The organism is Methylobacterium terrae (assembly GCF_003173755.1).
In the GTDB taxonomy this organism is placed as follows: domain Bacteria; phylum Pseudomonadota; class Alphaproteobacteria; order Rhizobiales; family Beijerinckiaceae; genus Methylobacterium; species Methylobacterium terrae.
On record NZ_CP029553.1, the window covers coordinates 5,783,388 to 5,808,340 of the forward strand.

Below are 24,953 nucleotides of genomic sequence, written 5' to 3' on the forward strand. Positions count from 1 at the left end.
GCGCCTCACCGCTTCAGCTTGGGGTCGAGGGCATCGCGAAGACCGTCCCCGACGAGGTTGAAGGCGAGCACGGTGACCAGGATGATGAGCCCCGGGAAGGTCACCACCCACCAGGCCCGCAGCACGAATTCTCGGGCATCCGCCAGCATCGTGCCCCATTCCGGCGAGGGCGGCTGGGCGCCGAGGCCGAGGAAGCCGAGGGCCGCGGCATCCAGGATCGCGGTCGAGACGCCGAGCGAGGCCTGGACGATGAGGGGAGCGGCACAGTTCGGCAGCACCTCGCCCACCATCAGCCGCAGGGGGCCGGCGCCGCTGACCCGGGCGGCGGTGACGTAGTCCTTCGATTTCTCCGCGATCACCGCCGCGCGGGCGATGCGGACGTAATGCGGCAGCACCACCACGGCGACCGCCAGCATCGCGTTCATCAGCCCGGGGCCGAGGATCGCCACGATGACGATGGCGAGCAGCAGGGACGGCAGGGTCAGGATGATGTCCATCACCCGCATGATGACGATGCCGGTGGCGCCGCCGATGAAGCCCGCGACGAGCCCCAGCATCGTGCCGACGAGGATCGACACCGCGACGACCGCGATGCCGATCGAGAGCGACAGCCGGGCGCCGTGGATCAGGCGCGAGAGGATGTCGCGGCCGATCGCGTCGGTGCCGAGCGGATAGGCGAGCGAGCCGCCCTCCTGCCAGAACGGCGGACGCAGGAAGGCGGCGTTGTCGGTGAGGTTCGGCGGGTGCGGCGCGACGACGTCGGCGAAGACCGCCATCAGCAGCACGGCGACGATCAGCACGAGGCCGATCACCGCGCCTTTGTTGGCGCGAAAGCTCGTCCAGAACTCGGCGAGCGGGTGCGGCGGGCCGGCGGGGGACGCGGCGGCGGCGGGGGTATCGAGGAGTTCGGCGCTCATCGGACGTGCGGGCTCATCGGGCGTGCCGGATGCGGGGGTTCACGAGGCCATAAGCCAGGTCGACGAGGAGGTTCACCGCCATCACCACCGCGCCGATCAGCAGGATGCCGCCCTGGAGGACGGGGTAGTCGCGCCGGCCGATCGCCTCGATCAGCCACTTGCCGATGCCGGGCCAGGAGAAGATCGTCTCGGTCAGGATCGCGCCGGTGAACAGCACGCCGACCTGGAGGCCGATCACCGTGACGACCGGGATCAGGGCGTTGCGCAGGGCGTGCAGCCCGACGATGCGCCAGGCCGGCAGGCCCTTGGCGCGGGCGGTGCGCATGTAGTCCTCCCCTAACACCTCCAGCATCGCCGAGCGGGTCATGCGGGCGATGACCGCGAGCGGCACCGTGCCGAGCACGATCGCCGGCAGGACCAGGTGAGAGAGGGCCGAGGCGAAGGCGCCGGATTCGTCCGACAAAAGCGTGTCGATCAGCAGGAAGCCGGTCACCGGCTCGATGAAGTACTGCACGTCGATGCGGCCCGAGACCGGCGTCCAGCCGAGCTGCACCGAGAACAGCAGGATCAGGAGCAGGCCCCACCAGAAGATCGGCATCGAGTAGCCGGTGAGCGACAGCCCCATCACCCCGTGGTCGAAGACCGAGTTGCGGCGGAGCGCCGCCAGGATGCCGGCCGGCAGGCCGACGAGGAGCGCGAACAGGATCGCGCAGACACCGAGCTCGATCGTCGCCGGAAACAGGCTGGCGAACTCGGCGACCACCGGCTCCTTGGTGCTGATCGAGCGGCCGAGATCGCCGTGGGCGAGCCGCTCGAGGTAGATGCCGTATTGCACGAGCAAGGGCTTGTCGAAGCCGTACTCGGCGCGGAGCGCCGCGTGCCGCGCCGGATCGATGCCCCGCTCCCCCGCCATCGTCTCGATCGGGTCGCCGGGCACCAGGCGGATCAGGAAGAACGCCACCAGGGTGATCCCGAGGAAGGTCGGGATCACCAGGGACGCGCGGGTCAGGAGGAAGCGGAGCACGCGGGCGCCCTTACTTCAGGCTGACGCCGTAGAAGGTGTGGCGGCCGAACGGCGACAGCTTGAAGTCCACCACCTCCTTGCGCACCGGCTTCAGCTGCACCGCGTGCGCGATGGTGAACCACGGCGCCTGCTCCTTGAACACCACCTGCGCCTGCTCGTAGAGCTTGGTGCGCTCGGCCTTGTCGGTGATGGTCTTGGCCTTGTTGACGAGGTCGTCGTAGGTCTTGTCGCACCACTTGGCGATGTTGCCGCCTCCGGGCTGGGCGGCGGCGCAGCCGAGCAGGGTGTGGAGGAAGTTGTCGGGATCGCCGTTGTCGCCGGTCCAGCCCAGCATCGCGGTCTGGTGCTCGCCGTCCTGGACGCGCTTGCGGTACTCGCCCCACTCGTAGGACTTGATCTCGGCCTTCACCCCGACCTTGGCGAGGTCGGCCTGCATCAGTTCGGCGATGCGGCGGGCGTTCGGGTTGTAGGGCCGCTGCACCGGCATCGCCCAGAGGTCGATCGAGAGCCCGTTGCCGAGCCCCGCCTCGGCGAGCAGCGTCTTGGCCGCGTCCGGATCGTAGGCGTCGTCCTTCACCGCGTCGTTGTAGGACCACAGGGTCGGCGGGATCGGGTTCTTGGCCGCGACGCCGGTCGAGAGGTAGACCGCGTCGATGATCGCCTTCTTGTTGATCGCGTGGTTCAGCGCCTTGCGCACGCGCACGTCGTCGAACGGCTTCTTCTTGGTGTTGTAGGCGAGGTAGCCGATGTTGAGGCCGGGCTGCTCCAGCACCTGGACGTTCGCGTCCTTGCGCATCGCGTCGACGTCGGCCGGGTTCGGGTACGGCATGACGTGGCACTCGCCCTTCTGGAGCTTGGCCCAGCGCACCGAGGCATCCGGCGTGATGGCAAAGACCAGGTCGTCGAGGGCGGCCTTGCCGGCATAGTATTGCGGGAAGGCGCGGTACCGGACGATCGCGTCCTTCTGGTACTGCAGCAGGTAGAACGGCCCGGTGCCGATCGGATCCTGGTCGAGCTTGTCCGGCGTGCCGGCCTTCATCATCGCGTCGGCGTATTCCTTCGACTGGATCGCCGCGAAGGGCATCGCGAGGTCGGCGAGGAACGGCGCCTCGGGCTGGGTCAGGGTGAAGCGGATCGTATAGTCATCGACCTTGTCGATCGACGAGAGGAGCTTCGGCAGCCCCATGTCGTTGAAGTAGGTGTGGTTGGCGCTGGTCACCCGGAAGAACGGGTGGCCCTCCTTCCACTGCCGCTCGAACGAGAAGATCACGTCGTCGGCGTTGAAGTCACGGGTCGGCTTGAACACCTTGTTGGAGTGCCACTTCACGCCCTTGCGCAAGTGGAAGGTGTAGACCTTGCCGTCCTCGGACACGTCCCACTTCTCGGCGAGGTCCGGCACCACGTTGGTGGTGCCGCGCTCGAAATTGACGATGTTGGAGTAGATCTGCGAACTGGCGTCGAACGAGGTGCCGGTGGTGTTGACCGCCGGGTAGAAGTTCTCCGGGCTGCCCTCGGAGCAGTAGACCAGCGTCTTGGCGCCGGCCGGCAGGCTTGCCGCCAGGGCGGTCGCGGCACCGAGAACCACCGCCAGGGACGCGCGCTTCATGCTCTGCTCTCCACTCTCGCGGGCGGGCGCCCGGCTGTCGCCCCTTCTGGCGGGTTTCCGCTCGGTTCCGCAAGGCCTTGGCGAGGGAGACGCACAGGCCCCGACCCCCGGGCGGTTGTCGCCCGGGCGATCTTGTGTCTGAATTCCGACGAAGGGGCGTCGCGAGCGCGCCCGGCGCGAAGGGGTGGAGATGCGGTGAAACCGGAGATCACGTCAGTCGCGAAGGATCCGACGGTCGCGGAGGCCTGTCGCAGCGTCGCGCGCCGGCTCGGCCGTCTGGACGAGTGCCGGCGCCGGGGGCTGCCGATCGAGGCCGAGGAGGAGGCGCTGCGCGCCCTGTGGACCGACCTCGGCCTCGCCTACGCGCGGGAGGCGGTCGGGGTGGCGGAGCTGCGGCACCGCAGGGCGGATCCCGGTTGAGCGAGGGATCGCGGGCCTTGGTCTTTCGAAAGCAAATGCCCGACCCCTTCCCCTGCAGAGGGGAAGGGGTCGGGCGGCGCTCTCACCTCTCCAGCGGCACCCCGCACGCCTCAGCGATCTCTTGCGACAACGCTGCACGCAGGTCCCGCACGGCCGGATGCCCGGCGCTGGGATAGTCCCGCTCCCCGATCCGCCGCACCGGCGCCACCAGCCGCAGGGAATTGGTGAGGAACACCGCCTCGGCCCCGGCCAGGTCTTCGGGTGTCATCGGGCGCTCGGCCGGTACGAGGCCGAGGCCGGGGGCGAGCGCCAGCACCCGGGCGCGCACGATCCCGGCGAGAACCCCGTCCTCCAGGGGCGGCGTAACGATCATGCGGCCGAACACCGCGAACAGGTTGCCGGTGCCGGCGCAGGCCACCCGGCCCCGCATGTTGAGGAACAGCGCCTCGTCGTGGCCTTGGCTCCCGGCGGCCTCGGCGGCGAGCACCGCGTCGAGGTAGCCGAGGGTCTTGTGGCGCGAGGCCGGGGTGGTCTCGTTGCGGCGGATCGCGCTCCAGCCGAGGGAGATCTCCGCGAACGCCGCGCCGGGCCGCAACGGCGCGGCGCTGGCCCACAGGATTGGGCGGGCTTCCGCCGGCGGGCGCAGGCCGCGCGGGCCGGAGCCGCGCGTCACCGTGGTCCGGATCGCCGCGCGCGGCAGCGCGGCCGCGAGCGCCCGCATCGCCGCGCGGGCCTCCGCCTCGTCGAACGCGAAGCCGAGGGCGGCGGCGGAGGCCGCGAGGCGCGCCAGGTGCGCTCCTTCCGCCACCACCGTGCCGCCGAGCGCCATCGCGGTGTCGAACACCCCGTCGCCGAGCAAAAGGCCGCGGTCGGCGAGGTCGAAGGGCGCGACCGTGCCCTCATGCACCCGCCCGTCACGCCACAGCACGGCGCGCCCCTCCCTCCGCGTGCCAGCGCCGGGCCAGTCCTAGGAAGTTGCCGAACAGGGCGTGGCCGTGCTCGGTCAGCACCGATTCCGGGTGGAACTGCACCCCGTAGGTCGGGTGAAGGCGATGCGAGAGGGCCATCACCTCGCCGTCCGGCGAGACGGCGTCGACGCTCAGATGCTGCTCCATGCCGGGTTCGGGCGCCACGATCAGCGAGTGGTAGCGGCCGACGGTGAGCGGCGCCGGCAGGCCGCGGAACAGGCCCTGCCCGCCATGGTCGATCGGCGTCGCGTGACCGTGGAGCGGGCGCACGGCCCGCGCGACCCGGCCGCCGAAGGCCGCGCCGACGCATTGGTGCCCGAGGCAGACTCCGAGAAGCGGCACCGTTCCCGACAGCTCGCGGATGACGGGGAGCGACACCCCGGCCTCCGCCGGGCTGCACGGCCCGGGCGAGATCACCACGGCCTCCGGCGCCAGGGCCCGGATGCCCGCGACGTCGAGGGCGTCGTTGCGCACCACCCGGACCGGGGCGCCCAGCTCCTTGAGGTAGCGCACCACGTTGAAGACGAAGGAATCGTAGTTGTCGATGACGAGGATCAAGCCTAGCCGACTTTTCTCTAGGCGCAGCAAGGGAGTAGCCGCCCTTTGTATCACGGTTTGTAGCACGGTCGGGGAGGCCTCTGAAAGGCAGACTAGAGGCGGAAAGGGGCGGGCTTCGCCCTCGGTTTTGGTGCTCGCTAGTCGCTCGCGAAGTGCCTCTCGGCTGGTAGACCCCCTGCCCTGGTGGTGATCCGGGCGGGAAGCCTCATGCCGCTTGAGGGGCTGCGAACGGGCAAGCTGCATCGCCCGATCTCCCGCCGGGTGCGGCCATGCGTGTGCGAGGCGGGGGAGGCCGGAGGGCCGTGCTTAAGGTGGCCGCTGGACCGGCCACGCGGGAGGCGGAGGCGTCGGGCGGGGCTACGGGAGGGGCTTCGGGCTCAAGGCGATGGCGGCCGAGATGGCGAAGATTGAGACCCCTGAGGCGGTGCAGGGCTGAGGTGGTCTGAGGCGGCAGCTGGTGCAGCAAAAAATCAAAGCGCTGGGTAAGCAACATGATCTGGAGTCATGCTACTGAAGGGTCTGAAACAGCGTTCTTGGAACGCATCTAGGTGCCCTCATGTTTCTAGCGCATGCAAGTCTTATCTCAAATTCTGGCGTATCTAGATTTTCATGGTCGTCTTTGCGCAGGTACCATCACGTACCTTCTGTGGCAGACGGAATATTATATGTGCATCACCTAGACAAATCGCACAGGCAAAATGCCACAAAGCAGGCATCGCAAATCCGACATTGCCTACTTCAAGCAAAGGAATACAGAGATGCTGCCGATGCAGTATCTTTGGCAACTAAGCCAGTTTTGCTGTACTACTCGGCCATGTGCCTTGCACTATCTCAGATATTATTCAAGGGCTCCGGAGCCGATAGCCTAGACAGAGCGCGTGAAGAGCACAAACATCATGGGCTTGTGTTCTCCAGCGCACCACAGCAGAAGTCGGACTACCGTCTGAAGTCCGCTGCGGCTGGGCTTGTAGCTCGGCCGATGCTAAACAACGGGCAGCGAACGGGCACCTTCGAGCTTTGGCATAGAACGGCACGCGAAGATCCGATCATCGGACAGCACAATACTAACAAAGGGGGGAACAGCACCACCAATCCGGTGAAAGTGCTATTTATCTCCGGTGATAATTCTTTGCCGCCGCTCCCAAAAACTGGTATCAGCTTTTGGGATTGTCTTATTGGCACCCCGGGAATGTCAGATTGGCTGAGACAAATTGGTATCAATTCTGATATTGTAAAAGCTACGATTGCTCTAGAGACTACTTCCGATGATGCGCACGCATTCATACTCGCTGTGCATCCACATGCAAGCAAAGAACGCATTGTTGAATTTCAGTCCGATATCGCCTGTCGCCCCTCTGACATCGATCGCCTTCATGTGAGCGAGGGAGAGGGCTTCTTCACGTTAAGGGCCAATGGCCGTGGCCTCGATAATCCGGTCTTCTCGTTGCCCTCGGCATCAACTTGGACGAACGAAGATATTCGCTTTCTTCCGCACAAAACTTCGCTGAACGAGTTTGGTTATATTTATGTTGGACTTTATATATTAGGAAACTATGCTAGATATTTCCCAGATAGATGGATGGTTGACTTCGAGTCTGGATCTCCTCTCGCCCTAGCCGCTGCGGAATTTGTATCAATGGCAGAGTGGCGTATGGCGCTTTTGACGTTATCGGAGCTGAGCCGGATTTATCACGTTTTACGAGAGTGAAGATCGTAGCAGCGGGAAGCCAGCCCTTAAGCCAGCTCCCTGCCCCCCTCTCGCCCTTCCCTCTACCGGGCCGGAAGGCCCCCCTTCCCAGATTCACTGCGGTCGCCCTGCCCAGCCGCTCCAGACACGCCTCACCCCTTCCCGCCCTGCACGACGCGCAGCTTCATGACCCCCGGAGGCAGGTCCGGTGGTCTTCCGGGCCGCTCCAGGTCCACGAAATGCGCCTTGCACTTCGGGACGTACTGGCTCTTCGCCCTCCCACTCGGCGCATCCCGCCAGGGGCAATCCATCGCGATCCGGTCCAGCACCTCGTCAAGCGGGGTCTCCGGGCCGAACTTCGCGGCCAACCTCGCGAGCCTGTAGCTGCCCTGCCGGTCGGGGCATTGAGGGCACCCTACCCGCACCACCACGTAGGGGTAGGTAGCGAGGTTGCTCGGCCGGGCCGGCGGTGGATCGTCAAAGCGCATCGCCGGTGTCGTCCAGGCGCCCACGGACGAAGTCCCGGGAGATGAGGCGGGATCGCTCGCGGGTCCGGCGCTCGGCCTCCAGGAGGTCCGCCAGGGCCTCCCTCATCGCCAACGCACGGCGCATGTTCGGATCGCGCATGAGGAGCTTCAAGCCGTAGACCCCGGCCTGCCTAAGACCGCTCCTGCACGGCCGACGAACGGGCCCGCGTCTCGCTATTCAGCCGACCCCTGGCACGTATGCGGCCACCATCATGGTCACGGCGGGCACAACCACCACGGCGGCTGGCACCATCACGGAGGCGGCGGGGGCGGTTACCACCGTCGCCCTCACATGGGCGGCGGGGCACGGCTCGCACTGGGGCGGTCGCCCGGTCATCGTCCACGGCGGCCCCCGGGTCTACGTGGATTGGTGCCCTATCATCTGTTGGTGGTGCTTACCCCGTCTACGCTCGGCCTGCCGGCTACGGACCCGGCTGCACGACCACCAAGCGAGTCGGCCTGACGCCTTGGGGCTGGCACAAGGTCGTGACCGCCCAGACCTGCATCGTGCCGTAGCTGGGTGGCGGAGAGCAGACTACAGGGTCGCCTTCCCGCCACCTCCTGGCTCCAACCGACTCAGTACGGCGACTTCGTTCCCACCGCGCCCGTATAGGGGTTCACGTTGCCGTGAGTCGAATAGTTATCCAGCTTCGTGCTGTTCGGGTTGGTCGCATGGTGCGGAGCCACGTAGGTCCCGTGGGAGTTCGTATAGCCCGAGACAGAATGGCTGTGTGAGCTATACCCGGTCCCATAGCCACCGTGGCCGCTATGACCACCGCCGCCCCGGGCCTGCGCCGCGGTCGAGACTGCAACAAGGCCTGCCACCAAGCCGGCCGCCATCCAAAACGTCTTCATTGAGCATTCCCCCGCAGGCTTTGGTCTTGATGCAGCCCGCCATGCAACTCTAAGCTCGGCCGCAGGAAATGCGCAACGGGGAGGCGAGTCGTGCGCTGGAGATCGTTAGGGGCACTCTTAACGGCTGGTGCCCTGGTGGTTGGCTTCGCGACCGGCCCGCAAGCCCGCGAGTACCAGAAGCCACGGGAAAGGGAGCTGACCACGCACCGGCACTATGTGAACGTGGATGGCCGCACCGTGCATTCGCCAGCTAAGACGAGGGATGGGCGCCGGCCTACCGGAGCATCCGCCAAGTGCCGCGATGGAAGCTGGAGCTTCAGCCGGCATCGTCGCGGGACGTGCTCGGGGCATCACGGGGTTGCCGCCTGGCTGCGATGATGAGCAGTAGGCTTCAGACCACCCCACCCCTTCCCGCCCTGCACCGCCCGCAGCTTCATGAGCCCCTGAGGGAGCGCGTCAATTGCGCAATGGCTCCGGGCGCTCGCCATCAGGAAACAGCTCCTTGAGGCGCGTATGGACCACTTCGGCCGAGAACGGCTTGTTGAGAAACACCGCGCCCTCCGGCATCTCGCCCGGCCCTGGCGAACGCGCTCCCGAGGCGACGAGGATCTTGATGTCTGGCCAGCGCCGTGCGGTCTCGCGGGCTAGATCGAAGCCGTCCCGGCCGCCAGGCATCTGCACGTCGGTGAATAGCAGGCTCACCCGCCCCGTGTGCTCCTCAAGAAGGCCGATCGCCTCGGCGACGTTGCCAGCCTCCAAGGCCTGAAATCCCGCCTCCTCGATGATCGCAGCGGCGTCCATACGGATCATCGCGTCATCATCGGTGACGAGGGCGAAGGGCTGGCGCGACGGATCACTCATCCGCTCACAATGCCGGCCGTGCCTGAGAGTTTCCGAGCATTGGGCGTATGCCACGAGCAACACGTTGGAGGGATACGCGGCGAAGCTGCTCGACCGGGGTGGTAATGGATCAATGAGGCGCATCGCCGTGGGTCGTACTCGGGGCGCCATGGGGCTGCCACCTTGCTGCGCCGACGCGGGCAAAAAAGAAGGCCCGACGATGCGGACCTTAGTATCATGCTGCGCTGCGGGAACTGATCGGCTTGGCGCCGAGTTTATCCTTTGCAGCCTGCGATGCTGTCGTCGGCTGCGCTTGCCCTCATGGGCGTTTCCTCCCTAGACTCTGGGCCGCCCTCACCGGGGTGGCCCTTTTTTCGATCTAGGCTAGCTGGTTAACAGCACGCTGGCTCATTTGGTTGCATGGTTGATTGACAATTAATCACCATGCCCCGTCAGTAGTCCGAAGGGCGCCTCATTAACTGCCTTGCTTGGTTGTGCGCAGTCTCAGTGCTGCGCCCGAAATGAAGCCGGTCAGAGCTGCCTCAGTGACAGGCTTTGGAATGAATGTCGCGCCAAGCTCACGCGCCTTGGAAATAATCTCATCCTGGACGTTCGCGGAGATGATCGCAAGAGGCATGTTTGGCCGCTCTGCACGAAGCGCTGATGCTACCTCAAGACCGTTCCTGCCGGGCATATTGTAATCCAAGAGGGCAATGTCTATGCCGCCGTCCTTCGCAATAGCCAGGGCCTCATCTGCGGTCCCAGCCTCACAAAGGTGCCAGTCGGACTTGATGTGAACCAGCAGCCTTTTGACGACCATTCGAGCAAGACGGCTGTCGTCAACAATCAGTACGGTGGTGGTCATGCGACGCAGGGGCCCTCATGGTGGTGCGGCTAGCTTTGCCGATGAACGCTTTGTGCCGACGCTATGAGGTGCCAATAGGCTCGCCTACTAAAGAAACGCAATGCGCGATTGGGGTGGGTCTAGGGCTCCTGTGCATCGCCGGTGTCGTTCAGACGCCCACGGACAAAACCCCGGGAGATGAGCCGGCTGCGCTCGCGGGTTCGGCGCTCGGCTTCCATGAGGTCGGCTAAAGCGTCCGTGATGGCGCACCGGAGGGCAAGCGCGGGGTCGCCGAAGGTCTGCGAGAGGTAGGCCGCAGCGATGACCTCGACGGGGCATGAGGTGCCGGCGGGAGCGGAGGGTTGGCCTTCCACGGGTCCGGTATGTCGCGCCAGCATCGTGTGCTCTCCGTCCGAATCACTGAGAACGAAGAGGGAACACGCCACGAGGCGGTTGGTTCGGTCAAGGTGGGCTCTGGGCCATCCTCTTGGCACCGAATGCTCCTACCTGCGTCAACGACGGTGAAACATAGGTACTCCCCCCGAGTTGGTGCGGGCGCTTAGACGCCTTCAGCGCCAACGAGGAATGCTCATGAACCGCCGTATCGCTCTCACAGCGTTCGCTTCGGCCATCGCGATTCCCTCCTTCATCAACGTGGCCTTCGCCCAGAACCCGACCAGCTCAGCTTCGTCCGCTTCAGGAAACACGGGTGCCAAGATGGGAGAGGCGGAGGCGAAGCACGCTGCTGACACTCTGGCGGCGGGCTCGATGTCTCTGGCGGCCAGCCGGGTGGCCCTGAAGAAGGCCAAGGACGATGATGTCAAGGAGTTCGCTCAGTTCGAGGTCGCAGAGCAGGAGACCATTGCGGACGTGCTGAAGGCGATGCGTGACCAGACGGTTGCGGCCAGCGGCAAGGTGATGCCGCCGTCCGAGTCCGAGGTTACCGGCCAGCTCGATGCCAAGGGTAAGGCGATGCTGGAGAAGCTGGAGAGCGCGAAGGCAGGCTCGGCCTTCGACAAGGAGTATATCAAGGGGCAGATTGAGGGCCACCAAGAGCTGCTGAAAATCCAGGAGGCGTACCTGGCGACCGGCAAGGATCGTGAGAACCTGAGCGTTGCGAAGCTAGCTCGCGGCCAGATCAAGGAGCACTTGGTGCTTCTTGCCGACATCGAGAAGGACCTTAAGGACTAAGCGCTGTAGCGAGCGGGGAGCAGGCACGAAGCCCGTCTCCCCGCCACCATCACGCCTCCGTCCCAGGGCCACGCCTCCAGTTCGCCTCTCGGCTTCCATAGACCCCCATCATCGAAGCTGCGCCTATCACGGAGGCTTAGAGGTGCCGCCAGGGGCCTGTAGGCTCATATACCCCTTCCCCTCCTCATCCACCACCGCAGGAGCGGCATTGGGGTGGCATCGAGCGTGTTGCTGGAGGCAGTGCTGAAGGTGACTATCAAGAGGATGGAGCAAGGAGGTGACCTTCAGCACAGTCTCTTGCCATCATCGGCTCCCTATGCCCCTCCCCTCCGAGCGGCTGCACCAAGCTACTAGGATGAGGGGTGATCCTTCACCGCCACCAGCCTGAGGGAGTCTGAAAGGCTGCCCTGAGGAGGGGCATGATGTTGGCCTTCAGGCAGTGACAAGGGAGTGGACCAGGGCGAAGGGATTGGCTGGAGTAACAACCACCTCATGGCCCTACCCGCATATAGCAAACACCAAAGCCACTCGAAGTCCACTAAGTCTCTGATGATAAACGGCATTCCTCGATTGACGGCCGTGCGCGTAGTCCTTCCCCATACAGCCCCGACACAATCTCCATCACGTCGCACACGCGGCTCGCCTCCGACCGGGGGCATAGGATGGCATCGTGCAGGGGCAGAGCGGTGACGTTCTCCTTGTGCAGCGCGTGCAGGCAATCGATGAGGATTGCGCTCTCGATGGCGGCCAACTGGAAACCCACGCCCGTCCAAAAGTGGTGCACGATGGGAGCATGATGGCGCTCTACGGCGGCGATCGCATCTTTGGCTTTAGTCCCTGGTGGCAAGGCAAACTGAACGTCCCGGGGTAGATTTTTAAGGCGCCTGCCCGCATTGAGCATCGCGTTCGTCAGCTTCTTGTACGCCTCTCTGTTTTGGCCTCCGCCTTCGATGTCATAGAGGTCACCGGGCGGAACGGGTTGGTTGGCGAGATGGTACGACGCCCGGACGTTGAACTGCTTGAAGTCGCAGGAGACAATCGGCTCTCCCTCGGGGTGCGCCGCTGATCCGAGGCGGAGGCGCTGGAAGCGGTCTACCTTCGGCATGTTGATCCAGAACGCCCCGTACAAGCGGCCGTTCTTCAACCAAGAGGCATCGTTGAAGACTCGCTTCACCGTCCGGCGCAACGGGTCCATTGGTTGACCCAGCGTGTCGAGGTCGCCGCCAGGCGGCCCCGGTAAGACAAAGATCGGCGCCTTAAGCAGGAAGCAGTTGATGCGCTCGACATCCCGCCGGAGCTTCTTAGTCCGACCCGTATCCTCAAACTCGATGCGCCGCTTTCCACTCTCAGGGCCTTCCCGAGGCTCCTTGAGGATCAGCACCTCGGGATCGGCCTCCCGCCGGAGGTCCCGCCACGTGAGGTCTGGAAGCGCATAGCGGGCCAGGAAAACGTCTGTAGGCCGGATGGTGGACGGGGCAGAATGGCCGCCCTTATAGCTGTAGCCGCGCGTCAGGTCGTGCGCGAGGTCCACCTCCGGGTGGGCTAGGAGGTCGAGCACGTCAGTGAATGCGAGCCCATAGCAGGCCGGCTTATAGCGGCTCTTGCCCCGGAGGGTCGCCGCATCCCGGGGTACGGCCAAAGGGCGGCCTAGCGGGTCCAGCGTGCTCCAGAGCAGGTTGGCGGCGATGGCTTCTACGGTGAGCTTAAAGCCAGCGAGTGCGGTCTGGGTCCGGCGGTGCTTGCGGAGTTTGAGGCGGGCTTCATGGGCCTCAAGGTCGGCGATGAGCGTGGCGATGGCGGCCTTCAGTTGGGCGGAGCCGGCACGCTTCTGCGGGTCGAACCGGACCCACCCATCCCGCTTGGAGTCGCGCGAAGGGTGTTCGAGGGGTTGAAGCCCCTCAAACTGTGCTGACCCGGGCGCTGTAACACTATCACACAGAGGCGTGACCCTTCAGTATCCCCGCGCCGCGATCAGCTTGCGCTGCCATGTCGGCTTCCAGCCAGGCATCTGGCTCGGGTGCGGGCCGTGCTTCTCCCGCTTGAGTTGCCGGATGGCCTCCTGGTCCCGCTCGGTCACCATCCGGCAAATCTCGTCCAGCTCCTCCCCAATGAACCGAAGCACCCGGCCGCTGGAGCGGGGATAGACGTGCAGCTCGGCCGGCGCCGTGGTCCCATCCGGGAGCGGCATTTCCCACCGCCAATGCGACCCAGACGCCAACCGATGCAGGGCCTTGGCGGTCTGGACGATGCGGAACTCCGGCACACGGTGGGCCTCACGGTCATCCTCGATGCACGCGGCCATCCCGAGGTGAACCGCGAGCAACCGGGCGGGCGGCACCTCGGCAGCGTGAAGCCGCATGAAGGCCACCCTCGCCCGGTACTTCGGGGATCGGCCCTTGATGTCGCTCGCCCGGGGCGCCGCTCCGCCGCCACCCGAGCCCCAGAGGAGACCATCGAGGCACTGAAGGACATGGGCGATGTTCGGGTCAGTTTTTTGCCTCTCCCTTATCCACGCCAGGGCGACCTTCACGTAGGGGCGGAGGTCAGTGGCCTTGACCGGCGGGGCGAACGGGGACCCGTGCCGGGCCCTCCGCTCGTTATGGTACTTGCAGAGGGCGGCCCCGAGCCCCACCCCGGCGGCCCGCATGGTTGGCCGGCCGCAGCCTAGGACGGTGCAGCGTTGATGGTGGTCCTCTGCCGGGGAGGAGATGCGGGCATCGAGGCGTGCTCGCTCTTTGCGGAGGCCGGACGGATTGGCCATCAGTAGCTAAGGCTTGCCCCGTAAGGATCAAGGTGCAGCTCATCGTGCAGTATGAAGAGCGCCCAGAGATTGCGCTCGTAGGCTTCGACATCGGCGCCAGCTTTGCGGGCGTTCTCTGTCGCATGGGCGACCGCGACCTCCCTAGCTTCTTTGATAGCCTTGCCGCCACCTGTCAGGCTCAAGCCCTCGGCTCGAAGGTCCCGGCGGTTGTCGGCGTTCATCACGCATTTAGCTCGAAGGCCGGCCCCAGTAACAAGTCGCTGGACGGTCTGATTATCTTCTGCGTTGCCCGCGAAGGTGATTCGGAAATGCGACTTCTCGTTCGGGCCGCCGTTACCGTTTGTGGCACCGCTATTTCCGTGCCGGGTTAGCTCGAAGAGGATGGCGCCAGAGCACACCCCGAGCATCCAAGCAGTTTTGGTTGGTGGTTTGCCGGGACGGGCCTTTGAGGTGCCTACCGCAATGGTGAGCACATCGCCCGCAAGACCCTCCTCGTTGGAGTCGAAGTCCTGTTCGGTGAAGCTGGGGGAACCAGCCCAGGCAGGCGCAACAGACAGCGCGTCCCGGTAATCGAGCTTCAGGCGCTCCGGCGTGATGAGCGGGGAAGAGGCGAATTCGTTGTCAGACATAGGCGCATTTCTCGTGAAAGGAGGGAGGTTTGCTCGCCGCACCACGGGAAGATGCACGAGGGTGCATCCTCATGAGGTCAGCGAATGCCGGGGGGGTGCTCCAGGCCCCGAGGTTGCCTCAACGGGCAAGCGTCATCGCCGGAGGGGCGCATAACTCGTACAGTCTGTTGCGTCTTCCTCGTCGGCAGCGGGGACGGGGCAATTCCTGCTCTCTCCTCTCGGCCTGATGGTTGTGCGATCGGTCCACCATGGGAGGCAGTTTTGGTAGTTGCTCTTGCCGATCCGGTAATTCCTGAAAGCCGCTCAGCCTCCCTCAACAAATCCTGCCGCTCTGCCTCGACACCCACTTTGTCTGCCTCTTCCAGGATGCTCATCGCTTGCCCTGCGCTAGCAGCATGCGTGACTAAGTGTTCAGGCTTCAGGCCTGTCAAAGCAATGCCACTCGCTTGCGCAGCCTGAATAGCCGCCAAAACTTTCTCTTGATGATGGCTGGATCGACGCTGCCAACGCGGGTGAGACTCTGTCGAAATCGGAAGGCGGGACTCAAATCGGTCAACAGCATCCAAGTAAGCCACCCACTCGAAGACTGCTGCTAGGGCCTGCCAAGGCTTGCTTGCGTCCATCCACGTACGATTTTCAAAGGGGGCCGCTGCAATCTGCCGGAACAATTCCTCCCGCTCGAAGGCCCAGGTGCATGCGGAGGCGCCACCATCACCTAAGAAACCGAAGCTAGACGAGAGGTGACGCGCAAGACATTGCTGGCCCTCGTTGCCACCCCCGCCGGTTTCTGCGTGAGGCTTTGTCACGGTCCGAGCGTCAGCAAACTCCAAGAGGGCACGCGCGAGGTCCGATCCGTGCGGCTGTAGATGGCGAGGGATCGACGTGAATTCAGATGACCTGCTCCCCGCTTTCCCGCCACGCGTAGGTTAGGTCTGTTCCTGTTCTGCCCCTTGCGGGGCGGGTGAGCAACAGGCTGGGGGCATGGAGCCCCCACGCGGCGCAGTGCCCCCAGTCTGTTGCATCGCGAGGGCACTGGCCTTGGCGGCGAACTCCATCGGGGTCAGCCCGGCGAGGCTCGTGTGTGGTCGGGCGGTATTGTAGTCGATCCGCCAAGCATCAATGATGCGACGCGCCTCGAACAACGTGCCGAAGACATGTTCGTTCAGGCATTCGTCGCGCAATCGCCCATTGAACGACTCCACGAAGGCGTTCTGCATCGGCTTGCCCGGCGCGATGTAGTGCCATTCAACGCCTCGTTCCTGAGCCCAGCGCAGGACAGCGGTCGAGGTGAGTTCGGTGCCGTTGTCGCTCACCACCATGGCAGGCAAACGACGCTCGGCAACGAGCCGGTCCAACTCGCGCACGACGCGCAGGCCCGAGAGCGAGGTGTCCACCACCGTCGCCAGCGCCTCGCGGGTGTGGTCGTCGACGACGTTCAGGACGCGGAAGCGCCGCCCGTCGGCGAGCGCGTCGCTGACGAAGTCCAATGACCAGCGCTGGTTGGCCTCCTGTGGGATCACCATCGGTGCTCTGGTCCCAAGTGCTCGCTTGCGTCCGCCGCGACGGCGCACGGTGAGCTTCTCCTCTCGATAGAGCCGGTAGACCTTCTTCAGGTTCACGCACGCCCCCTCCCGTTTGAGCAACATCGCCAGCCGCCGGTAGCCGAACCGGCGGCGCTCGCCCGCATGGTGGCGCAGCCGAGCTCGTAGCGCGTCATCGGTGCCGGGCCTGCGCTCATATTGGAAAGCCGAGCGGTCTACCCCGAGAAGCCCGCACGCACGCCGTTCCGAGAAGCCGTGATGTTTGATCACGGCTTCGACAGCAGCAAACCGTGCGGCGGGCGTGGTCAGTTTTTTGCCAGCAAATCCTTCAGGGCCGCGTTGTCGAGCACGGCCTCGGCCAGCAGCTTCTTCAGCCGCCGGTTCTCATCCTCCAGGGTGCGCAGTCGCGCTGCCTCGGACACCTTCAGACCGCCGTACTTGGCTTTCCAGTTGTACAGTGTCGCATCGCTGATCCCGTGCTTCCGGCACAGATCGGCGGTCTTCACGCCCGCGTCATGCTCGCGGAGCACCGCGATGATTTGCTCCTCGCAAAACCGGCTCTTGCGCATGGTCCATCTCCATCCCGATGGACCCAACTTACGGATGGCAGGAAATCAGGGGAGCAGGTCACAGACCACACATTCAATGCATGGGGAAAATAGAAGCGATCGAACCCCGCGTACTCATATGCAGCGGCAAGAACCTCGCAGCGCTGCCATTGCTCATAACGTTCGGGGCTATCTATCGGAGGCTCCTGGTCTGCTAGGTCCTCTTGCGGCAGCCCAGGCATCTCTAGTCCAAAGCGCTTTGCCTCTGATACAACCGCCAAGACACGCTGATTGATGCGCCAGGGGACCGCCTGGAAGGAATTAAGTGCAGCCGCAACAATGTCTGATCTTCCCCCAAATCTAGGGCCAAGTGGCGGGCAACGCGGATAAAACGGGTCAAGAGTCCAGTAGCCGCCATCCTCTTCGGCTGTCCACGCCCTCGGCGGAATGACAGTGGGTCGATAGAAACGCACTGAATGTCCATGCTTTGCGCGAGCAAGACCGCGGCGGAACACCTCCCCGACACTGCTTTGGCTTATAGGTGTGCCCCTCATTGCTGTAGGGGATAATTCGAACAAGGGGCGCATTCTCTGTTCTAAGCTAACTTGCCGGTCCCAAAGGGGATGAGCCCGCCCAACCAAATGGGCTTCTGAGCGATAGCCAGCAATGTCTGAGTGCATCAATCCAGGCTCCATGATCGTGACTGTTGAAATGCATCCGCGCTTTTTGGCTTCATCGGGCGGCCACGAGCCACGGGACAATAGCAGTCCGCTCGCCCATGCGAGTTTCCCCCACCGTCAGAGGGTCCGATAGATTTGGAAGCGCAGGCAAAGGCGGGTCGCGCCATTTCGCGACAGCCCATATCCCACGTTCAGCCGGGCGCCGCAAGCATTTTTTACAGTGAAACAGCCTGCACCCGGAATTTTCTTCGGGCTCCAGGGCCGTTCCTTCGTATATGCGGGCCCTCACGTGGCTAGGTGCCGGCCTAGAACGGATCGTATGTTGGGGCTGTATGGGGTCCTATGTGTGCCAGGTGTTGAGGGGGGGGTAGTTGGTGCCCTGAGTTCCTCGGGCTCACCTGGGTATCAACATGGGAGCCAAGTCGGGAGGGTTCCCATGACCTCCTCGGAGTTGTCAGGGTGGGTATCTCATGGGTTGGTGGGAAGCCCCGGTGGCTGCCATGTTGGCCCTCGTGGTTGCCCCATGGTGCCTCCCATGGTGCCCTTGGTGGCTCCCGAGTGTCAGCCCGTGACCTATCCCTGTCCCATGCTGGCCCTGCCCTCCCTTGGGTGGTGGTGGCGTTGGTAGCTAAGTGTTGGGGCTTACGGGGTAGTGGTCACGGGGCCACCCTGAGATGCCTCCGGCACGATGTCATGGGGGTTGGTAGGGTGGTTGCCGGCGGGTGCCCATTGCCGTCCCCATTCCCTCGCCACCTAGCCTGGTGCCATGTTGGTGGCGGGGTGGGCCTCAGGGGGTGGTGCGGTGGCCGGTGGGTACTCCCGGGATTCATGCCGGATGCCGGCTCTCTGGCCGCCGTGGGATGGACCCAACCGTCGCGCCGAGTTCATCCGCGATGCCGTCCTTGCAGAGCTGGAGCGCCGCGAGGCTGCCCGCTCGAAGCCCGACCCGCTGCCGCACCCAAAGCCCGACGCCTAGCCTACCGCCCGCCATCTCGGCTGCACCACGCCGAACGCTCGAAGCCCACGCGAGTTAGCCGCCTGGGTGCCCAGCGCAGAGGATGGCCATGGCCCGCTACTACTTCGACGTTCACGATGGGCAGGGCCTCGACCGGGACGACGTGGGCTCAGAGTGTCGCGACCGGGATGCCATCAGGAACGAGGCGATGGTGGTGCTCCCCTCAATCGCTCGCGATGCCATCCCGAAGGACGGCGACCGGCAGGCCTTCACGGTGCTTGTCCGCAACGAGAGCAATCTGACCGTCTATACGGCGACGCTGAGCTTTGCGGGCCTCTGGGTGGGCGAGGAGACCCCGCCTAGGGCAGAAGATCCGAACCCTGCACACCAACCGCAGGCATAGCCGGAACCGGCGCCGCTAGACCGACGTTGCCGGACCAGCAGACGATTCCCCTAATCGCCTAGCAGGACAGCTCGCCTGCCTGAGGTCCTATCCCTCTCGGCGGGCGTTCTGCTGTCTGAGTGGGCAGCTACCCCGAAGCTCAATCAAGTCGAACTTCCCGATGTCGGCCGCGTTGGTCCTCCAGAATTCTCAACGGAGACCACTATGCGCTCGATGCTCTTAGGCCTCACCGCGGTTCTAGCCCTTAGCGGCGCGGCTTCTGCCCAGACGACCGTTAGTCCCACCGCCCCGACAACTCCCGTTGCCCCGGGCGTGACCGGAACCGTCGCACCCTCGCCGGGCAATACCGGCTCCGATCCCAACGTGACGATCGCGCCGGGTGCCACGGGCGCCTCTACGGTGCAGACCAACTCGGCTACGGGCGGCAACGCCAGCCAGCCGGAGCGTGCCGTGCCGCAAGGCGGCGGCGGCAAGTAGGTCCAGGGACCGGAACCGGCGACCCTAAACCTACGTTGCCAAAGCAGTAGCCGGTTCCCCCAGCCGCTCGATATGACAGCCCGCCCGCCTGAGGTCCTATCCCTCTCGGCGGGCGTTCTGCTGTCTGGGGAGGGACGCTCCCCGGGCCGCCCCGGAACCGACCCAGCGGTAGAGCATTGCTCCGGCTGTGACAGCCGCCTCACGGCCTCTCGGCTGGCGTCACACGCGGGCCGGGCCTCGGATCTCTGAGGGGGCAACCCGGCCCGCTTCCTGCAAACCTTAACTAGGTCGCCCCAGCTTCACAGCTCGCCAACCATGAGGTAGCGTGGCCGAGAACCTTGAGCCGCCCCGACGCTTATCTTCTTCGGGAGAGGGCGGGCGCAGATGTTCTTCGTCTCTATGGCAGCACTCGGGGCGGGATTGGCGGCAGGGGCGTGGCTGATCGGTGAGAGCCTGTCCGCGATAGCCTCTGGGGTGGCGCTTACTGGTAGTGTTGGCGGGCTTTGCGCTCGCTCGTTGCTGTCGATCGTGACAAGGGATGCCCAGATGCTTGAGGATGGTGGCGGCACTGAAGAACCATCATCTTACCGGCCTTTCTGTTTGGCTCGGCCCGTGCTACCGCCCTTGGGTCGCTTCGAGTATCGGCCCCGCGATCTTACGCGACAGGCAGGCCGGGCCGGCGCAGTCTGAACAGCTTCCCGTTGTGCCCTGGCCTGCCGCTGGGTGCCCGGCCCCTAGGTGGGCATCTCAGGCGGGCGTTCTGCTGCATCAGGCTCCCATTCCGAAGTTAGCGTGAGCCTCACACGGAGCACAAGCTTTCCCTCACCATCTCGCACCGTGGTGGATGCTCTCTCGGGGAGGAGCCAGGCGGCCCTCGGGGAAAGGTGCTTCAGGAACTCATACAGCTACAGCGGAGTCTTCCGAATCAGTGAGGGGGTTGGCGCTAAGGGCCCATACGCCCCACCCATGTTCCCTGGGTTCTGAGGCTTCTCACCGCGCCCAGGCCGCCTCTGCTTCAATCCATCCTAGCGACGACCCAGCTCACCCGGAGGGCGGACCAGCGGCCACCCCGAGGCTTCATGCCGCCACCCGTGCCGGGGCCCTCTTCACCGCCGTGGTGGTCCAAGACCCAATCCCCCCGTGGCGTCGGGTGGTCCATCTCCATTGAGGCGCCGAGTTCATCCGCCATGCCGTCCTCGCCGCGCTGAAGCGCCGCGACGCTGCCCGCCCGAAGCCTAACCCAGCGCAGAGCCCGACGCCCAACGCCTAGGACCAATTATCTCGTGCTCTTCGTGCGATACCGCCGGGGAACATACCTTTGGGGCCGACGTTACTAGCCATCAGCTGTTCATCTAGGAAGCTCGCCCGCCAAGGTCCTATCCCTCCGGCGGGCGTTCTGCTGTCTGGAGGGTGCCAGCCCGGTTCTCCCTGGCACGCGCCATGATATTGGCCCCCGGGTCGCTTTGAGCATCGCCCCCGCGACCTCGTACGATAGGCAGGCCGGGCCGGCGCAGTCTGAACAGCTTCCCGTTGTGCCCCGGCCTGTCGCTCTGAGTATTCCGGGTGCCGCCTCAGTGCAGCCCAGCGCCCAGACACCTGCCCGCGATATCCGCCATCGAGAGGGCGAAGCTCGCCTTCCCGTCTTCGGCTTCGATTATGAGCACACCCTTGAGCCAAGCGTCGCAACGATTAGGAAAGCTGAGGAGTGCCCTTCCTATGTGCCAAGCCTGGGCGAGCGCAGCGTTCTCGTTGGCAAGCTCAATACCTATGCCGCTCTCAACGCAGCGGTCGTTGACTATCAGGCTGAAGCGGTAACGAGGCATTGCGTTCCGAGCGGTATCCCAGTGCCAAAGGTGAAGGTCGTCTCAAGGGTACCATACCGGAAATCGGCAGGAGCGCTAGGAACCGTCTCGGCTTTCATCAGCGTCAGCCCCGCCAACGGCTGCCAAGAATACCTCAACTAGCACTGTGTCAAATCAGATTGCGTGCAAGGCAATGGCGTGCGAAGAGGTGCCGCTGCGCTGCTTTCCCCTGTCAGTGCGGCCGGTGGGCTGAGCTTTCCCCCGAACAAGCTCGGCCCACCACTTGCTGCCCTCAAGCCTCCCACCGCGCCAGGGCCGCCTCAGCCTCCGCAGGGCTGCCCTTGATGCGGTAGACCGTCTGCCGGCTCAGGCCGGTCGCGGTGGCGACCTCCGAGACCCCCTGGCCCTGGCCCAAGGCCCCCTGCACGGCCTCGAACTGCTCCCGCGTGAAGCTGGGCTTCCGGCCCCGGTAGGCGTCCTCACGGGCCCTGGCGTGGTCTATGCCGGCCCTCTGCGCCTCCTTCGTGGCCTCCGCCTGGGCCTGCGCCGTGGCTGCCATGAAGCCAATCAAGGCGTCCCTCACGGCTTGCTGCATCGGGTCCTTGGTGGCGCCGTCGAAGGTGAGGCTGTTGATGACGGTGCGGATGATGACGCCCCTCCGCATCAACTCTCGGATGGTGTCGCACACGTCCCCGTAGTTGCGGCCCAGGCGGTCCACCCACCGCACCACCAGCACGTCCCCTCGGCGCAGCATGTCGAACAGGCGGCGGCCCTGAGGACGATCCTGAAGCGCGGTGGTGAGGCCAGACACCCCCTCGTCGGCGACCACCTGGTCAACCGTGAAGCCTGCCGCCTCGGCCTGTGTGCGTTGGTGGGCGAGGGTTTGGTCCGCGGTCGAGACGCGGGCATAGAGGATCGTCTGCATGTGAGCGGCAAGCCTGTCCGAATGGCCCTTGTCCGTAAGAATGGCTGTCCGTAGGCCGAAGTCAACCCTAGCGGACGGGCTTTCGGACAACTTCTTGGCCGTCCGCTACGGTATACCCTTGCGGACAAAAAGCATCGATGGCGGGGCCCGGCGGGAAGCTCGGCGCTTCGGCGGATGACGGGGCTCGGTGGTACGGCGGGAGGACAGCCTAAGGTCGGGCCGGGTGGCAGGCCTAGCGGTGGCCCTAGGTGCGAGGCGGCGGTGCTCCTCCAGGCGCGGGAGGGCGGGCCTCATTGCAGCGCTGCGCCGGCTCGGCGGCAGCCTCCCGGAGAGACCCCCGACTGGGCTCACGTTCGCCGCGGAGGGAATGGGCAGGCCGGGGTACGGGGGGAAACTCTGATCCGCCCGCACGAGGGTGAGGTCAGAAATCTGTGACCCCTACGGCTTAATCGGCACCCTCTCACATGCCGCATCCGACACGCGAGAGGGAATATCGCAAGGCCTACTCACTTGCCCTTGAGGGCATCCTTCACGCTACCAACGGCGTTCTGGACCTTGCCCTTGACTTGGTCAGCAATGCCCTCGTTCTTGAGCTTCTCGTCACCTGTTAGGTTGCCCGCGCCTTCTTTGACCTTGCCGCCCAAATTCGTGGCTGAGCCCTCAACGCGATCCTTATCGACTGCCATGTTGCGCTCCTGCTTATGCCTGCCCCCTTGCGGGGCTCCTGAAGCAAACGAGGAGGCAGCCGGAAGCGTTCCGGTGGGCATACGCGCTCCCGGTCGGGACTCACTACCGCCTCGTTTGCGGCGCCTCTCAACCGCCAAACCCGGCCGCCTGCTCGATGCGGCCTGAAGCCAAGCCAAAAGGGCACTAGCGTGCGTTTCATCCACATCTTCGGGGCGCTCCTCTCGATCGTTCTCGTTCTCACGGTCGGCGCCTTGTTCAACCTCGTGGCGGCTCCTCTCCGCGCAGTGCGAGCCCTCCGGCGGGCTTGAGGCGCCCCGACCACCCGACGCACTACCTCACGTCGATCCTCGGGAACTTCGCCATGGCATCCGCCAACGCCTTGATGCTCACCTCGCCGTAGCCCTCGCCCTCGGTCCGCGGGGCGTGGCCTTGGATGGCATCGAGCACGCGCCAGTCTATGCCCGCCTCCCGCCCGATGGTCTTGAAGCGGTGCCGCCAGCCGTGGTTCGGCGCCACGTTCGCATCCGTGATGGTCGCCCTGACGGTGAGCGCCATGCGGGACTTGAGGCTGCCTAGCGATTTCCAGATGGTCCCGTCCGCGGCCTCCTTGACGAAGAGGTGGCCAGCCGGTGCCTTCTGGACGAACTCCAGGAAGCCAAGTTCGATGAGGTGAGGGTGAAGCACGACCTCCCGGGCCTGGTTGGTCTTCACCGTGCCGGCATCAGGCGTGATGGTGACGACCCAGTGCGGGCCGTGCTGTCGGATATCCCGCTTCCGAAGTTGGCACATCTCACCGAGGCGTGCGCCGCTGTACGCGCAGAGCCAGGGCACCCACCGCTTGGCGGCGGCGGCCAGGGCCCCCTCCCCGCGCGGCGGCTTGTAGTCCAGGGCGGCCCTCAGGATCGCGCTCGCCTCTTCGTCGGTGAAGCCCTTCCCCCGTAGCTTCTGAGGCTTGCCGAGCTTCAGCGTCACGTCCTTGGCGGGGTTGCTCGCGAGTCGCTTGTTCGCGACGGCCCACCCGAAGATGACCTTGAGCCCGTTCAGGTCGCCGGACTTCACGGTTTGCGCCGAGAGCGTCTTCCCGGTGCGCGGGCTGATGCTGGCGAGGCGGTGGTCCTTGAAGCGGATCACATCCTCGACGGTGACACGGTCCGCATCATCGTGCTTGAGGAAGGCGCTGAGATTGGCCACGGCCTGGCGGTACCTCTCGAAGGTGCCTAGCTTCGTTCCCGCCGCCTTCCGCTCCGCCCACCAATCGGCAACGAGGCCGGATAGGGTGGTCTTGGGCGGCGCGGCATCAGCGGGGCGGTTGGTGCGGGCCGGCGGCTCGAACTCGGGGAACCGGGCGGCCTTGGGATCGGGGCTGTAGTCGCCCTCGGCGTTCCGCTCCCGGGAAGCGAAGGCGTCGCGCAAGGCTAAGCCGAACGTCTCCAGGAGCAAGAGCCGCGTGTCGTCGTCCACGCTGCCGATGCCGTGATCCCGCAACAGGCGGTCTATCAGCGGCCCGAGAGGGGTCTGAAGCGCGGACGGGTCGCCACTCTCCAGAGCAAGCTCCAGCTTCTCCCGTGCTGAGGCGAAGCCCGCTGCCTCCTCCTCCGGCGTAGCCCGGACGCGAGCCCAGCTCCCATCTGGCATGTGCTGGACGGCAAGGGTGCGGTCCGCCCCAGCGTCGGCCCACGAGCGGTAGAGGTTGCCGGCAAGGGCTGTTGCCTGGCGGTGGTTGAGGCTCGTGGGCGCCCCGTTGCGCAGAGCCGTCCAATGCCGCTCCAGTGCCGAAGCAACCTGCCCCTGCCGGGCTTTCACCTCGGCGGGATCGCGGGTGCGCAGCGAGAAGCGGATGCTCCGCATCTTCGGTGTCACGCGGACAAGGACGGTCTCGGTTCCGAGCGGCAAGCTGAGCGCACGGCCGGCCACGAGCGGGAGGATGTCGGTCGGGATGCGCTGGACGAACTGGGGGACGGAGGAGTCTGGCCGCTTCACCGGGCGAACGAGCCTGTAGAGCATGAGTGGCACACCGTTGTAGCACGGTCGGCCCCGGCTTAACACTCTGGCGGCACTCAACTATCTGCGGAGCATGATCTTTTGCAGGCAGTCGCTACCGATGACGA

General features: G+C 65.0%; 24 protein-coding genes. 5 read left to right on the top strand and 19 right to left on the bottom strand.

From position 1 onward, the window contains the following. Positions 1-5 precede the first annotated feature (5 nt). The 3 genes from DK419_RS26770 to DK419_RS26780 are packed head-to-tail and all read right to left on the bottom strand — an operon-like array spanning position 6 to position 3,547. Positions 6-917, bottom strand: coding sequence for an ABC transporter permease subunit (locus DK419_RS26770; protein ID WP_109961764.1), 912 nt, complete (start codon positions 915-917; stop codon positions 6-8). A gap of 13 nt (positions 918-930) precedes the next feature. Continuing rightward, positions 931-1,941, bottom strand: a complete 1,011-nt coding sequence (locus DK419_RS26775; protein ID WP_109961765.1) for an ABC transporter permease subunit — start codon at positions 1,939-1,941, stop codon at positions 931-933. 10 nt (positions 1,942-1,951) lie between these two features. Further along, a complete protein-coding gene (locus DK419_RS26780; RefSeq protein WP_109961766.1) occupies positions 1,952-3,547 on the bottom strand; it encodes an ABC transporter substrate-binding protein in 1,596 nt (531 codons plus the stop codon). Between the two features lie 195 nt (positions 3,548-3,742). Here DK419_RS26780 and DK419_RS26785 point away from each other — a divergent pair, with 195 nt between their 5' ends. Beyond that, positions 3,743-3,967, top strand: coding sequence for a hypothetical protein (locus DK419_RS26785; protein WP_109961767.1), 225 nt, complete (start codon positions 3,743-3,745; stop codon positions 3,965-3,967). Positions 3,968-4,049: 82 nt separating this feature from the next. Here the strand turns inward: DK419_RS26785 and DK419_RS26790 are convergent, their stop codons facing one another. Both DK419_RS26790 and DK419_RS26795 read right to left on the bottom strand, forming a co-directional pair. Then, positions 4,050-4,895 (bottom strand): aminotransferase class IV, encoded by an 846-nt coding sequence (locus tag DK419_RS26790; RefSeq protein ID WP_109961768.1) that lies wholly within the window; start codon positions 4,893-4,895, stop codon positions 4,050-4,052. Continuing rightward, entirely contained in the window at positions 4,882-5,493 is a 612-nt protein-coding gene (locus DK419_RS26795) for an anthranilate synthase component II (RefSeq protein WP_109961769.1), read from the bottom strand. The genes DK419_RS26790 and DK419_RS26795 overlap by 14 nt, the downstream gene beginning before the upstream one ends. Before the next feature lie 556 nt (positions 5,494-6,049). Between DK419_RS26795 and DK419_RS28935 the strand changes: the two genes are divergently transcribed. After that, on the top strand, positions 6,050-7,201 hold the full coding sequence (locus tag DK419_RS28935; RefSeq protein ID WP_425352620.1) for a YaaC family protein: 1,152 nt from the start codon (positions 6,050-6,052) through the stop codon (positions 7,199-7,201). Between the two features lie 131 nt (positions 7,202-7,332). Here DK419_RS28935 and DK419_RS26800 read toward each other — a convergent pair whose 3' ends face one another. Then, positions 7,333-7,668: a hypothetical protein gene (locus DK419_RS26800; protein WP_109961770.1), complete on the bottom strand. Its 336-nt coding sequence runs from the start codon at positions 7,666-7,668 to the stop codon at positions 7,333-7,335. Continuing rightward, on the bottom strand, positions 7,658-7,807 hold the full coding sequence (locus DK419_RS28940; RefSeq protein WP_162561091.1) for a hypothetical protein: 150 nt from the start codon (positions 7,805-7,807) through the stop codon (positions 7,658-7,660). Before DK419_RS28940 ends, DK419_RS26800 begins: the two co-directional genes overlap by 11 nt. Positions 7,808-8,697: 890 nt before the next feature. Here DK419_RS28940 and DK419_RS26810 point away from each other — a divergent pair. Next, positions 8,698-8,940 (top strand): DUF3761 domain-containing protein, encoded by a 243-nt coding sequence (locus DK419_RS26810; protein WP_245443069.1) that lies wholly within the window; start codon positions 8,698-8,700, stop codon positions 8,938-8,940. 78 nt (positions 8,941-9,018) lie between these two features. Here DK419_RS26810 and DK419_RS26815 read toward each other — a convergent pair whose 3' ends face one another. From DK419_RS26815 to DK419_RS29700, 3 genes are all read right to left on the bottom strand, one after another. Continuing rightward, positions 9,019-9,546 (bottom strand): response regulator, encoded by a 528-nt coding sequence (locus tag DK419_RS26815; protein WP_342587204.1) that lies wholly within the window; start codon positions 9,544-9,546, stop codon positions 9,019-9,021. Positions 9,547-9,877: 331 nt separating this feature from the next. Next, on the bottom strand, positions 9,878-10,267 hold the full coding sequence (locus tag DK419_RS26820; RefSeq protein WP_109961773.1) for a response regulator: 390 nt from the start codon (positions 10,265-10,267) through the stop codon (positions 9,878-9,880). 119 nt (positions 10,268-10,386) lie between these two features. Next, on the bottom strand, positions 10,387-10,644 hold the full coding sequence (locus tag DK419_RS29700) for a hypothetical protein (RefSeq protein ID WP_109961774.1): 258 nt from the start codon (positions 10,642-10,644) through the stop codon (positions 10,387-10,389). A gap of 193 nt (positions 10,645-10,837) precedes the next feature. On the opposite strand from DK419_RS29700, the gene DK419_RS26830 reads away from it, so the two are divergent. Beyond that, positions 10,838-11,437 (top strand): DUF4142 domain-containing protein, encoded by a 600-nt coding sequence (locus DK419_RS26830; protein WP_109962534.1) that lies wholly within the window; start codon positions 10,838-10,840, stop codon positions 11,435-11,437. A gap of 538 nt (positions 11,438-11,975) precedes the next feature. Here the strand turns inward: DK419_RS26830 and DK419_RS26835 are convergent. From DK419_RS26835 to DK419_RS26855, 5 genes are all read right to left on the bottom strand, one after another. Then, positions 11,976-12,995 carry a hypothetical protein gene (locus DK419_RS26835; RefSeq protein ID WP_162561430.1) on the bottom strand — a complete coding sequence of 340 codons (1,020 nt, stop codon included), beginning with the start codon at positions 12,993-12,995 and terminating at the stop codon, positions 11,976-11,978. A gap of 393 nt (positions 12,996-13,388) precedes the next feature. After that, entirely contained in the window at positions 13,389-13,967 is a 579-nt protein-coding gene (locus DK419_RS26840; RefSeq protein ID WP_162561431.1) for a hypothetical protein, read from the bottom strand. 230 nt (positions 13,968-14,197) lie between these two features. After that, positions 14,198-14,827 (bottom strand): hypothetical protein, encoded by a 630-nt coding sequence (locus DK419_RS28945; protein ID WP_162561432.1) that lies wholly within the window; start codon positions 14,825-14,827, stop codon positions 14,198-14,200. A gap of 77 nt (positions 14,828-14,904) precedes the next feature. After that, positions 14,905-15,633 carry a DNA-directed RNA polymerase gene (locus DK419_RS30075; protein ID WP_162561433.1) on the bottom strand — a complete coding sequence of 243 codons (729 nt, stop codon included), beginning with the start codon at positions 15,631-15,633 and terminating at the stop codon, positions 14,905-14,907. Positions 15,634-15,753: 120 nt separating this feature from the next. Beyond that, positions 15,754-16,937, bottom strand: a protein-coding gene (locus DK419_RS26855; RefSeq protein ID WP_425352611.1) for an IS3 family transposase whose coding sequence is annotated in 2 segments (ribosomal slippage) — positions 15,754-16,685 and positions 16,685-16,937 — 1,185 coding nt in all. Because the reading frame shifts where the segments join, the coding sequence is not laid out codon by codon here. A gap of 1,723 nt (positions 16,938-18,660) precedes the next feature. Between DK419_RS26855 and DK419_RS26860 the strand changes: the two genes are divergently transcribed. Then, entirely contained in the window at positions 18,661-18,954 is a 294-nt protein-coding gene (locus DK419_RS26860; protein ID WP_109961779.1) for a DUF6894 family protein, read from the top strand. A gap of 2,048 nt (positions 18,955-21,002) precedes the next feature. Here the strand turns inward: DK419_RS26860 and DK419_RS30080 are convergent. The 4 genes from DK419_RS30080 to DK419_RS26890 form a co-directional block, all read right to left on the bottom strand. Then, positions 21,003-21,254, bottom strand: a complete 252-nt coding sequence (locus DK419_RS30080) for a DUF6894 family protein (RefSeq protein ID WP_109961782.1) — start codon at positions 21,252-21,254, stop codon at positions 21,003-21,005. A gap of 271 nt (positions 21,255-21,525) precedes the next feature. Beyond that, entirely contained in the window at positions 21,526-22,158 is a 633-nt protein-coding gene (locus DK419_RS26880; RefSeq protein WP_109961783.1) for a recombinase family protein, read from the bottom strand. Positions 22,159-22,664: 506 nt separating this feature from the next. Next, the gene (locus DK419_RS26885; protein ID WP_109961784.1) at positions 22,665-22,844 is read right to left on the bottom strand and encodes a CsbD family protein; all 180 of its coding nucleotides are present in this window, start codon (positions 22,842-22,844) and stop codon (positions 22,665-22,667) included. Between the two features lie 331 nt (positions 22,845-23,175). Further along, positions 23,176-24,849: a DUF6538 domain-containing protein gene (locus tag DK419_RS26890; protein ID WP_109961785.1), complete on the bottom strand. Its 1,674-nt coding sequence runs from the start codon at positions 24,847-24,849 to the stop codon at positions 23,176-23,178. Between the last annotated feature and the right edge of the window lie 104 nt (positions 24,850-24,953).